At 63.5% G+C, this 12690-nt stretch carries 8 protein-coding genes; 4 read left to right on the top strand and 4 right to left on the bottom strand.

Annotated features, from left to right (window positions below; all coding sequences use genetic code 11):
* Positions 1–16: 16 nt before the first annotated feature.
* From KUF59_RS23165 to KUF59_RS23150, 4 genes are all read right to left on the bottom strand, one after another.
* Positions 17–1681 (bottom strand): TULIP family P47-like protein, encoded by a 1665-nt coding sequence (locus KUF59_RS23165; protein WP_212459913.1) that lies wholly within the window; start codon positions 1679–1681, stop codon positions 17–19.
* A gap of 31 nt (positions 1682–1712) precedes the next feature.
* Positions 1713–4046 (bottom strand): TULIP family P47-like protein, encoded by a 2334-nt coding sequence (locus KUF59_RS23160; RefSeq protein WP_258767190.1) that lies wholly within the window; start codon positions 4044–4046, stop codon positions 1713–1715.
* 60 nt (positions 4047–4106) lie between these two features.
* Entirely contained in the window at positions 4107–5429 is a 1323-nt protein-coding gene (locus KUF59_RS23155; RefSeq protein WP_258767189.1) for a TULIP family P47-like protein, read from the bottom strand.
* A gap of 228 nt (positions 5430–5657) precedes the next feature.
* Complete coding sequence (locus tag KUF59_RS23150) at positions 5658–6686, bottom strand: AraC family transcriptional regulator (RefSeq protein WP_212459917.1); 1029 nt, start codon at positions 6684–6686, stop codon at positions 5658–5660.
* Between the two features lie 148 nt (positions 6687–6834).
* Between KUF59_RS23150 and KUF59_RS23145 the strand changes: the two genes are divergently transcribed.
* The 4 genes from KUF59_RS23145 to KUF59_RS23130 all read left to right on the top strand — a co-directional run bounded on the left by KUF59_RS23145 (position 6835) and on the right by KUF59_RS23130 (position 12594).
* On the top strand, positions 6835–7962 hold the full coding sequence (locus tag KUF59_RS23145) for an isovaleryl-CoA dehydrogenase (RefSeq protein WP_283844310.1): 1128 nt from the start codon (positions 6835–6837) through the stop codon (positions 7960–7962).
* A gap of 100 nt (positions 7963–8062) precedes the next feature.
* Positions 8063–9667 (top strand): carboxyl transferase domain-containing protein, encoded by a 1605-nt coding sequence (locus tag KUF59_RS23140; RefSeq protein ID WP_212459919.1) that lies wholly within the window; start codon positions 8063–8065, stop codon positions 9665–9667.
* 4 nt (positions 9668–9671) lie between these two features.
* Positions 9672–11675, top strand: a complete 2004-nt coding sequence (locus tag KUF59_RS23135; protein WP_212459920.1) for an acetyl-CoA carboxylase biotin carboxylase subunit — start codon at positions 9672–9674, stop codon at positions 11673–11675.
* Between the two features lie 7 nt (positions 11676–11682).
* Positions 11683–12594: a hydroxymethylglutaryl-CoA lyase gene (locus tag KUF59_RS23130; RefSeq protein ID WP_283844308.1), complete on the top strand. Its 912-nt coding sequence runs from the start codon at positions 11683–11685 to the stop codon at positions 12592–12594.
* Positions 12595–12690: the final 96 nt, after the last annotated feature.

The following is a 12690-nucleotide window of genomic DNA, read 5'->3' as shown; positions in this document are numbered from 1 at the left end:
CCTCCCGACCGGGATGCTATTTCACGTCGAGCCTGCCGTAGAGCAGGAGGCTTTGGGCCAGTTCGACGCCGTTCAGCGTCCAGTTGTCCGCCCCCGGCCATTTCGAGGCGCCGAGCACGTTGGCCATGAATTGATCAATCGCCGGCACGTCGTCCAGCTTCCAGTCCCCATTCTGGTCGAGCTTGTTGATGCCCATCGCGATCCCGGAGATTACCGAGATGATCCCGCTTCCGAACGTCAACCTGTTGACGAGGGTGGCAAGCCTCGCATCCGCGGGCAGGTTGGCAGACATCGCGGCGGCCGCCGCCAGATTGTCCGATCCGGAGATGGCCAGGCTCGACATTTGCGCGGCTTCGTCCGTTGAGAGAGCAAGCTCGGCGCCCGTTCCCGCGGTTTGCGCGACTTTCGCGGCGATCGCCGAACCGAGCTTCCATATGCCTTGGCCCGCTTTGTAGAGCCCCCTGGCAGCTGGAAGGATCGAAAACGCGATGGTGACGATGAGCATGGCGCGATCGAAATCCTGGGCCGACTGGTCCGGCGTCACGCTGATAGTCGGCTTGTCGACGATCTGCGCCGTGACGACGCCGGTCGAGGTCGTTATGGTCGGGAAATTCGGCGTCAGGACCTGGTTGCCTTTGGAGTCTCTCCCGAGGTTGAGCGTGTAATATTGAGTAAAGCCGATGGTAACGAGGTCGTTGCCGACCATCAGCGGATGCTTGAAGGTCATGCCGGTGAATTCCAACTCGATCTGGTCTTCGACGACGCGCATCCGGAAGTTACCCTTCGGGATCAGCGGCTGGACGATCGTGCCGTCATCCAGCTTCACATCCTGCCAGATGAGATCCTTGTTGTTGGTGACGACGAGGCCGTTGCCGATGATGTCGAAGTCGGCAAGCTTGGAGCCTTGCAGCACCGCCTTCGCGCCGGGCTTGAGCACATGCTCGATCAGCTTTTCGCCGCTGATGGCGAGCACCGCGTTGCTGCTGGCCGGAAGGTTCGCGACGACGTTGACGTCGATCTGCTGCGAGAGCAGGCTGATGGGATCACCATCGGTCGCACACAGGGCCGCGAACGCGCCGAGTTTCTTGTTTGTGCTCACGGCCATCGCATAGGAATAATCTGTCGGCTTGAGCCACTGGAAGTCGCCCTTCGCTGCCGTCTCGCTCAGCATCATGGCGTGGAAGATGTGCTTGAATGCAGCGATGTTGGCGTTGAACCAGTCTCCGAAGATGAAGAAGAAATCGTTGCGCAGCGACTGCGGCACGATGGAGATGACGGTCACGGCCGGAGACGTCGGTGTGCTGGTTGGGTCGACCAGCAGCACCTTGGCCTGCTTCGGCATCGTGGCCTTGTCGGCCGTCTTGTCGGCGAAGGCGCTCGCGGTATCATTGATGGCCTGGAGCGCGATCTCGATATTGACCGTGGCGCCGGCAAGGTCGTGCGACTTGCCGTTGTTGTCGATCCCGGTGCCCTTGACGATCGGACAGGCGAACTCGAGCAGCGAGCCCGAGCGGCCCAGCGTCAGCTGCCAAGGGCCCCAGGTGCCATTGATGGCGTTGGTCCCCTCGGTCAGGTCGAATGTCGGGGGGGACGTCTTCTGCGCGGCAATGGCTGCATTGAGGACATCCGGCGTCACGACGTTCGCCGTGTCCCACCCCTGGAGGTCGATTTCCTGTCCCATGGCAAACTCCAATTCTCCGTTTGGACGAATGTCAGGTGAGTTCACCGTAGATCAGCAGGCTCTTCGCCAGCCGGGCGTCGACGACCTTCCAATTGTTCGCGGTCCCGGTCCAGTCGTAGGCCTGGAAGGCTTCGGTCAGGAGCGCCTCGACGGTGAAGTCGGCCGGAAGGTTGGCGGTGATGCCATCGGCCAGATCCTTGGCTGTTGAAACGCCCCAGATGGTCCAGAAGGCAGCGGTTACGAGACCTGCAAACACGGTAGCGACCGTCGTTCCGATCGCGACCTTGGTCACGAAAAGGACACCGCCAGCGACCACGGCGCCGCCACCTTGTACAGCGGCCGGGGCTGCGACAGCGGCGGCCTGAGCCAAGCTGGTTTGTCCGTAAATCGGGAAAGCCTGCAGTTGAATTGCACCGTTTCCGACTTGAACGGCGTTCGCGGCGGCCTGCTGCAATTGCTGACTACGGATGACCCAGCGCGCTACGGAAAATCCGGCCAAGCCGATGGTCAGGACTGACAACACGATGGCTACAGCCTCCATCGCAGTCTGAAAATTGATTGCTGTCTGGTCGAAACCGACGTTCACGACGGGATCGATGATGGTTGGCAGGTCGTCGGCGATCGCCTGGGCGTTGGTGCTGTCCGGATCGACGTTCCGGGCGAGCAAATAATGGATGGTTCTGCCTTGCGCGTCGGTTCCCTCTGCGAGCTTGAGAAAGACCTGCTGCTTGAACTCGAGCGTCGCGATCTTGTGGCCGGGCCACGGCCAACCGGGGACGTCGAAATGCGCTCCCTTGAACTCGAGTTCGATGTAGCGATCGAAAGTTCGAATCTTGAATCCGCCCGCCGGAACCATGGGCGTCACTTTGGAGCCGTCGTCGAGATTGATCTCGCGCCATGGGAGATCGTTCACATTGCTGATGACCAGCCCCGTGCTGTCGTAGGCGAAATCACTTGCAGTCGAGCCGACCAGCGTGGCGGTCGCGACGCCGAGCAGAATCTTCGCCGTGAACCGCTCCGCGCTCAGTGCGAATACCGAGTTTGCCGTGATTGGCATGTTTGGGTTTGGTAGGGTCGGTTTGTAGTCGAGGATCGCGGGGGCGATCTGGGGTGTGAGCGTCGAGTCGTCGCGATTCTCCGTCATGGAGAGCAGGGCGAAGACGCTCGTCGCCGTGCTCGGCGTGCTCGCCGCATCCGCGACGGCGTACTGCGTGTCCGTGGGATTGAGCCAGGCAAGCTTGCCTTTCGCGAGCGCCGAATTGGCATCGAAGGTGTGGAAGACGTTCTTAAAGCTTGCGATGTCGTTGTTCAGCACGTTGTCGAAGGTGAGTTGTGCCTGCTTGATCTGCTGCGGGGTTGCCGTGCTGGTCGTCGGCGGCACGAGGCCGATCATCATGACGGCCGGACTTGCAGGCGTACTCGTCGAATCCGCCATCAGCGCCGTCTTGCTGCCGGTGACCCGGACGTCCGTGAGCGAGATCTGAGCCTTGACGATAAAACCGTCCAGCGGCAGGACTGTGAACACCGAACCGATGATTGTGAAACCTCCGGGGGGCGGGTTCTTCAGAACCATCTGGCCGAAATTGGCCGTCAGCGAGCCTCCGGCCCCCAGCGCGACGGCCGGATACATCAGCGTCGTTGCGCTCGGCGTGTAAGTGAACGCGGGACTCGTACCCGTCACGGGATCGGCGCCGGCAGCGCCCTGCCATTTGCCATCCGGAGCGCGAAACCAGATCTTGCCGGCGCCGAGGTCGATGGCGACGCCGACCGTATCTCCCGCTGTCCAGGTCTTCGCAGCACCGCCAGGAAAGGCCATCGGCGCGCCGCCCGAGATCGCCTGTCCGTCGCTGCGATAGCCGTAAGCCCCGGGCGTTGCGGCAGCAAAGGCCTGCCCCGCTGCACCCGACGGTGCAAATCCGATGATCTCGCCGCCGGCCGACGCTTTCCCGACCGTAACCTCGAAATAGTATTTGCCGCTGGCACGACCGACGTCGCCGAGAATGCTCTGGACTGCGCCCGCGGTGGCTGAGTTGGTCACTATGAGGCGCGTGGGATCGAGCGTCAGCGACGCTCCCGCGGAGCTGCCGTTGAGGCCCGGCATGGTGTTCATCGGGCTCGCGAAGATCGCCGACCCGTTCTTGACCGGGCATTTCACCTGGATGGTCTGTCCGGAGCCGCCGACATCGAGGCTCCACGCATCCCAGTTGCCGCTGACCGACGGCTGCGAATTGGGATCGCCTGAGACGAAGGAGAACGTTATGGGCGTCTTGCCCTGGCTCTTGATCGCGGCGTTGATCACATCGAAGCTGGCCACGTTGGCCGTATCCCAGCCTTCCAAGGAAATGGTTGCAGGTGTGTTCGCCACGTGACGCTCCTGTTTTCGTAAAACCGTTGAAAGTCGTTCGCCGCCCGCCGCGGTTGCGGACTAGGTCGTGATCATACTTCGCAGATAAAAAGACGAGGAAAGCCCGGCGTCCTTGACGGCCCAGGTCTTGGCGCCGGGAAACTCGATGACGTTGGCCGACCAGTTGCTCAGATCGAGCTTGCCGGTGTTGTTGGAGACGGCATTGGCGACGGCGGCGCAAACCGAGGCGATGACGACGTCGACGATGATCAGCACCAGCGGCCCCACGAAGAGCAGGGTCGGTGCGGCGACGACGTAGATCCACCACGGGACATGCGTGGTGTAGTCCGAGGTTGGCGTGCCGTCCTCCGACATTGTCAGCTTGCCGGATGCGCTGTCGAAACTGGACTTCAACTTGACGGTCTCGGTGAACGACACCGAGGAGTCCTTGAGCCCGGTGATGGCGAAGGCGCCGAGACCGGAGCACATCATGTTCGCGCCGGCGATCCCGATACCGAGGGACGACAGCACCGGCGTGTAGTCGATCAGGCCGCTGCGCAGCGGAGGGCAGGTCAGCGGTCCGGAATTGACGATGATGGGGCCGACATTCGGGATGTCCACCATGACGAAGTTCGAAGCGGTTGCTCCGACGTAGCAAGCGGGCAGTTTTGGCTTGACGACATGCTCGAGAAATACACCTCCGGCGAAGGCGATGCAGACGTCGTTCTTGCCGTCGCAGAGCGAGGGATCGATGGCGCGAGGCAGCTTGCTGGTGTCGGCATTGGAGATCATGCCCAGCAGCGCGAGATAGCTTGACGATCCCGTACCGCCCTGAACGTAAATGTACGTCGTGTTCTGCGGCTTGAACCAGGCCCCGCCCCCGGTCGGCGTCAGGTTGAGCGAGGTGAAGACGTAGGACAGCTTGGCGTTGTTCGCGATCAGGCAGAGCGGGACATTGTCATGCAGTGTCATCGCCAAGGCGCCGCCGCTCGGAAGCTTGGCGAGGAGCTTGTCCCTATCAGCCGTGACGATCAGGATGCTGCCGGCCTTCGGATCGTTCAGCTGCGAGGTGACCGACGTGAAGCTGAACTTCAGGTCGCTGGTCTTCGTCGAACTGTTGAGGACGAACGCCAGCTCGATTTCGGCAACGATGACCACGCCATCAATTGCAGCGGACGCGAGCGGTGTGGCAACCGTACCGGTCTTCACGGGGAGCTCGATATGAAGCTTCTTGTCGGATCCGCCGGAGACGATACGCCAGGCGTCGAACTGCGCGTTGATGGTGGTGCCGGCTCCGTCGTCGAAATTGAGTGACGCGGGCGTGGCCTTGAACTGGAGGGCAAACAGCTTGTTCAGCGCGTCAGACGAGCACGCGCAGGCAAAATCCCAGCCGTACAAATCCATGACTGAAAAGCTTTCAAATAAAGCGCGCAGCTTATCGGCAAAAGGGAACCCGTCAAGGTTGCGCGGCAGACGCGCGTGAGGGCCAGGGGGCACGCGCGATCCGTTGCGACAAACTGAGCAACGCTGTTGTTTCGAAAAGGAAAAGAGCCACGGCACTGAGGCAGATGGCATCGACGACGCGACGATCTTCCTGAAAAATAAAATCTTGGATGCGATGGGCTGATCGCATTACCGATTTTTCCCGCGAAAGTCTCGCGGCGATGTCCCGGTCCAGTTGCGGAAGGCGCGCGAAAAACTCTTTTCGTTGCGGAAGCCCGCGAGTTCGGCGATGCGCTTGATCGGCGCGCGGCCGCGCATCAGCTCCGACTTGGCGAGCTCGAGCTTTGTCTCTTCCTTCAGCGCGCGCAGGGAGGTGGACTCTTCGCGCAGGCGGCGGTGCATGGTGCGGGTCGACAGCGCGAGTTCGGCCGCGACATCCTCCGCACCGAGAATGCGTCCGCGCGCATTGCGCAACACGCGCCTGACGCGCTCGACCAGCAGACGGTCGCGCCGGTAGGGCAGTACGGTGAGGCGCAGGGCGCCCTTCAACATCTCGTCGAGGTCGTCGGCGCTGCGTTTGAGCGGGAGCGCGAGATAGCGTTTGTCGAAGGTGATGGTTGCGCGCGCCGCGTCGAACCGCACGTCCCTGCAGAAGATGGTCGGATAGACCGAAACATGCCCCGGTTGGCGAAACGGGAATTCCGCCGACCGAAGCGCAATCGCGGAATCGACGGCCCAGCAGGAGAAGCCGAGGACATAGCGGAGCAGGGTGACCAGGCAGAACTCGCGCAGAGGGCCGAGGTCGCACTGCTCACGGATCGAGATGATTGCGGCCTCGTCGCCGATCGTGAGTTGGAACAGCACGTCCTCGGTGAGATAGCGGTGATGCCGGCACCAGCGCTTGAGCGCGACCTCGAGATTGGGCGCGGTGATCGAGGCGCGGCACAGCATGCCGTAGCTGCCCCAGGGCAATCGCCGCGAGAACCAGCCGAGCGCCTCGTCGTCGAGCTCGCGCATGGCGTGGCCCGCCAGGGCCTCGAACTGCGCCGCCGTGACCCGGGCGTCCGCCGATGTCAGGAGGGCATCCGGCACCTGGCCCCTGGCCAGAGCCTCGGTGGGGTCACCGCCATATTTGGCGTAGGCCGCAACCACGCCCCGGACGAAGGCGGCGGGCGTGACGGCGCGGCGGGGCGTTGCTGCGGAGGCCTGGAAGGGCATGCGGAACCTTCGCCAAGTATGGCGGAAAATGCAACCTTTTCGACAGACAGGATACCGGGCTAAGACTAGGGTCGGCGGGAGATAAAAAACGGAGGAGCAGCCCTTGAACATCCCGAGCATCGACTTCGATCTGGGCGAAGACATCGCGATGCTGCGCGACACCGTGCGCGCCTTCGTGGAGGCCGAGGTTGCGCCGCGCGCCGCCGAGGTCGAGAAGGCCAATCTGTTCCCGGCCGACCTCTGGAAACGGTTCGGCGACCTCGGGCTGCTCGGCATGACCGCGCCGGAGGAGTATGGCGGCTCCAACATGGGCTATCTTGCCCATATCGTGGCGCTGGAGGAGATTTCGCGCGGCTCGGCCGCGATCGGCCTGTCCTACGGTGCCCATTCCAATCTCTGCGTCAACCAGATCCGCCGCAACGGCAATGATGCGCAGCGCAAGCGCTATCTGCCAAAACTGATCTCCGGCGAATATGTCGGCGCGCTTGCGATGTCCGAGCCCGGTGCGGGCTCCGACGTCGTCTCGATGAAGCTGCGCGCAGACAAGCGCGGCGACCGCTACGTGCTCAACGGCTCCAAGATGTGGATCACCAATGGCGGCGATGCGGACGTGCTCGTGGTCTATGCCAAGACTGATCCGGAGGCCGGTCCGCGCGGTATGACCGCCTTCCTGATCGAGAAAGGTTTCAGGGGGTTCACCCACGGCCAGCATCTCGACAAGCTCGGCATGCGCGGCTCCAACACCTATCCCTTGTTCTTCGACGAGTGCGAGGTGCCGGCAGAGAACGTGCTGGGCAATGTCGGCGAAGGCGTCAAGGTTTTGATGTCCGGCCTCGACTATGAGCGCGCCGTGCTGTCCGGCGGTCCGCTCGGCATCATGGCCGCCTGCATGGACGTGGTGGTGCCCTACATGCACGAGCGCAAGCAGTTCGGTCAGCCGATCGGCGACTTCCAGCTCATGCAGGGCAAACTCGCCGACATGTATTCGACCTGGCAGGCCACGCGCGCCTATGTCTACGCCGTCGGACGCGCTTGCGACCGTGGCGGCCATGCAAGGACGCTGCGCAAGGACGCAGCGGCCGCGATCCTCTATTCGGCCGAGAAGGCGACGTGGATGGCGGGCGAGGCGATCCAGGCGCTCGGCGGCGTCGGCTACACCAGCGAGTTTCCGACCGGGCGTCTGTGGTGCGACGCCAAACTCTACGAGATCGGCGCGGGCACCTCGGAGGTGCGGCGCATGCTGATCGGCCGCGAGCTGATGGCGGAGACGGCGTAAGCCCCAGCGCAATTGGAATTGCCGCGGAAATGCTTAAGCCTTTCGCGGCACTTCAATCCCTCAACCGCATCCCCACCAAGTCGAGAGAAGCGCGGGAAACATGCTGCTCCATTCCAGTATCGATCCGTCGTCCCAGGATTTTGCGCGCAATGCGGAAGCCATGCGCGCGCTCGTCGCCGATCTGCGCGAAAAACTCAGCCAGGTCGCCGGCGGCGGCGGCGAGGCCTCGCGCAACCGCCACACCTCGCGCGGCAAGATGCTGGCGCGCGAGCGGGTCGATCTCCTGGTCGATCCCGGCACCTCGTTTCTGGAGCTATCGCCGCTTGCTGCTTATGGCCTTTATGGCGGCGACGTGCATTCGGCGAGCGTGGTCACCGGCGTCGGGCGCATCTCGGGCCGCGAATGCGTCATCGTCGCCAACGACGCCACCATCAAGGGCGGCACCTACTACCCGATGACCGTGAAGAAGCATCTGCGCGCACAGGACGTGGCGCGGCAGAACAATCTGCCTTGCGTCTACATGGTCGATTCCGGCGGCGCTTTCCTGCCGATGCAGGATGAGATCTTTCCGGACGAGCGGCATTTTGGCCGCATCTTCTACAATCAGGCGCAGATGTCTTCGCAGGGGATTCCGCAGATCGCCATCGTCATGGGCTCCTGCACAGCCGGTGGCGCCTATGTGCCGGCGATGTCGGACGAGAGCATCATCGTGCGCAATCAGGGGACCATCTTCCTCGGCGGTCCGCCGCTGGTGAAGGCCGCGACCGGCGAGGTCGTCAGCGCGGAGGAGCTGGGCGGCGCCGACGTGCATTCGCGGCAGTCCGGCGTCACCGACCATTACGCACAGAACGACGCGCATGCGATCGGCATCGCCCGGCGCATCGTCGGCACCTTGAAGCCGCCGACGCGGCCGAACCTCAACATGCACCCGCCGCGCGACCCGCTGTTTGCGGCGGAGGAGATCTACGGCGTCGTGCCCGTGGACGGACGAAAACCCTTTGACGTGCGCGACATCGTTGCGCGCATCGTCGATGGCTCCGAGTTCGACGAGTTCAAGAAGCTCTATGGCACGACGCTGGTCTGCGGCTTTGCCCATATCTGGGGCTATCCGGTCGGCATCATCGCCAACAACGGCATTCTGTTCAGCGAGAGTTCGCTGAAGGGCGCGCATTTCATCGAGCTATGCTGCCAGCGCGGCATCCCGCTGGTGTTCCTGCAGAACATCACGGGCTTCATGGTCGGCAAGAAATACGAGGCCGGCGGCATCGCGCGTGACGGCGCCAAGCTGGTGACGGCGGTTGCGACCGCCTCGGTACCAAAGTTCACGGTCGTGATCGGTGGCTCCTATGGCGCCGGCAATTACGGCATGTGCGGGCGCGCCTACTCACCGCGCTTCCTCTGGATGTGGCCCAACGCGCGCATCTCCGTGATGGGCGGCGAGCAGGCCTCGATGGTGCTGAGCCAGGTCCGGCGCGACAATATCGAGGCCAAGGGCGATAGCTGGTCGAAGGAAGAGGAAGAAAAATTCCGCAGCCCGATCCGCAACCAGTATGAAAGCCAGGGGCATCCGTATTACGCGACCGCGCGGCTCTGGGATGACGGCGTGATCGACCCCGCCGACACCCGCCTCGTGCTCGGGCTCGGCCTGTCGGCGGCCGCCAACGCCCCGATTGAACCCACCAAGTTTGGCCTGTTCAGGATGTGACGCGATGGACCGCTCAAGACTCTACCGGCGCTTTCGCACGCTGCTGATCGCCAACCGCGGCGAGATCGCCTGCCGCGTCATCCGCACCGCCCGCGACATGGGCCTGCGTACCGTGGCCGTCTATTCCGAAGCCGATCGCGATGCGATGCACGTTGCGATGGCCGATGAAGCCGTGCTGCTCGGTCCGGCACGGGCGCGCGACAGCTATCTCAACGTCGAGCGGCTGATCGAGGCCGCGCGGAAAACCGGCGCCGAGGCGGTGCATCCCGGCTACGGCTTTCTGTCCGAAAATGCCGAGTTCGCGCAGGCCTGCCTCAATGCTGGCCTCGTCTTCGTCGGTCCGACCGCCGAGATGATGACGGCGATGGGCTCGAAGTCCGGCTCCAAAGCTCTGATGGAGAAGGCGGGCGTCCCGCTGGTGCCGGGCTATCACGGCGAAGCCCAGGACGAGGCGACGCTGTCGAAGTCGGCCGAGAAGATCGGCTTCCCCGTGCTCGTGAAGGCCTCTGCCGGTGGCGGCGGCCGCGGCATGCGCATCGTCCGCTCGGCGGCCGAGCTTGGGCCCGCCATCGTCAGCGCCAAGCGTGAGGCCAAGGCCGCGTTCGGCGACGACACCATGCTGATCGAGAAGTATGTCGACAATCCCCGCCATATCGAGGTGCAGGTGATCGGCGACAGCCACGGCAATTTGCTGTCGCTGTTCGAGCGCGAATGCACGTTGCAGCGCCGGCATCAGAAGGTGATCGAGGAAGCGCCGTCGCCGACGCTCAATGGCGCTCAGCGCGAGACAGTTTGCGCGGCTGCGCGCAAGGCGGCAGGTGCGGTCGGCTATGTCGGTGCCGGCACCATCGAGTTCGTATCCGACGGCAAGGACGTGTTCTTCATCGAGATGAACACGCGCCTTCAAGTCGAACATCCCGTGACCGAGCTGATCACGGGTGTCGACCTCGTCGAATGGCAATTGCGCGTCGCCTTTGGCGAAGAGCTGCCGCTCAGGCAGGACGAAATCCGCCTCAACGGCCACGCTATTGAGGCCCGCGTCTACGCCGAAAACCCGACCAAGAACTTCATGCCGTCGGTCGGCAAGATCTCGACCTGGCGCCTGCCGCAGGAAACCGGCGGATTGCGCATCGACGCCGGCTATCGCGAGGGCGATGCGGTCTCGCCATATTACGACGCGATGCTCGCAAAAATGATCGCCTGGGCGCCGACGCGCGATGCGGCGATCGAGCGGCTGAACCGCGGGCTCGAGGTGTCAGACGTCCGCGGAATCGTGACCAACATTCCCTTCCTGTCGGCGTTGATCTCGCATCAAAAGGTGCGGGCAAACGCGATCGACACGGGCTTCATCGAGCGGGAGCTGGCGGGCCTCACGGCGGCGGGCGCTGCGCCCGGTGAGCTGGAACTGTGCACAGCGGTGGCGGCGATCGTCAATGACGAGCGCAGGGTGGTATCGGCCGAGGCACATTCGCCGTGGCAGACTTATGGCTGGATGCCCGTCGGCCGGCGGCAGCGCAGCTTCTCCTTCCGTGTCGGGCACGGGCCCGAGCAGAAGATCGCGCTCAACTATGGCAGCGGTCCCTTGACGCTGGTGATTGGCGAGCGCGAGCTTGCCTTTGGGATCGCGCCGCGTGAAGGCGGGTTTGATCTGACTCTTGACGGGGTCAAATCGCAGGTTGCTGCCGTGATCGACGGCCATGAGCTGTACCTGCGCACCCGCAACGGCCGGTTCGACCTGCATTGGGTCGATCCGTTCGGCGGCGAGACCGAGGAGCATGCCGGCGAGGACAAGATCGCAGCGCCCCTGCCGGGGACGGTGGTTGCCGTGCTGGCGGAGGAGGGCGCGACCCTCGAAAAGGGCGCCGCCATCCTGACGCTGGAAGTCATGAAGATGGAACAGACGCTGCGCGCGCCGTTTGCCGGCATCTTGAAGGCCATCAAGTGCAAGGTCGGCGACATCGTGCAGGAGGGCGTCGAGCTTGCCGAGGTCGAACCATCAGGCGAGTGAGATGACCATGAGTGACCAGGTCCGCATCATCGAAATGGGGCCGCGCGACGGCCTGCAGAACGAGAAGACGCCGGTCAGCGTCGAGGCGCGTATCGCTTTTGTCGAGGCGCTTGTTGCGGCCGGTCTCCGCACGGTCGAGGTCGGCGCCTTCGTCTCGCCGAAGGCGATTCCGCAGATGGCGAGCTCGGATCAGGTGTTGCGCGGAATAGGCCACGTCAAGGGCGCGGAATTCCACGTACTGGTACCGAACGAAAAGGGTTATGACGCCGCGCGCGCGGCGGGCGCACAGGTGGTCTCGGTGTTCGCGGCTGCCTCCGAGGGGTTTTCGCGCGCCAACATCAATTGCTCGGTCGCGGAGTCGATCGAGCGGTTCAAGCCGGTGCTGGCGCGCGCCAGGGCCGACGGCGTCAAGGTGCGCGGCTATATCTCCTGCGTCCTGGGCTGCCCGTTCGATGGCGAGATCAAGTCGAAGGCGGTGGCCGACCTTGCAAAGGCCTTGTGGGACCTCGGCTGCTACGAAATCTCGCTCGGCGACACCATCGGTGTCGGCACGCCCGTCAAGGCCAAGGAGATGCTTCGCGCAGTGGCCACGCACATTCCGGTGGCCAAGCTCGCGATGCACTTCCACGACACCTACGGCCAGGCGCTCGCAAACCTCTATGCAGGCATGGAGGAGGGCGTCCGCGTGATCGACGCCGCCGCCGGCGGGCTGGGTGGCTGTCCCTACGCGCCTGGCGCAACGGGTAACGTCGCGACCGAGGACGTCGTCTACATGCTTGAGGGCATGGGGATCAAAACCGGGATCGACATGGAGAAGCTGCTCGCGGCGACCAACGAGATGAGCGGTGTGCTAGGCAAGCCGCCGGTGAGCCGCGTCGCATCCGCGCTGAACGCAAAGAAAAAGCGGACAGCTTCGTAGGGTGGGTTAGCCGAAGGCGTAACCCACCTCTTTTCTTTCAGCGGAAACAGAAGAGGCGGGTTACGCTTCGCTAACCCACCCTACGGCAGTTGCGAT

It is taken from the genome of Bradyrhizobium arachidis (assembly GCF_024758505.1).
Lineage (GTDB): Bacteria > Pseudomonadota > Alphaproteobacteria > Rhizobiales > Xanthobacteraceae > Bradyrhizobium > Bradyrhizobium manausense_C.
This window is presented reverse-complemented; position numbering and strand designations above follow the sequence as displayed.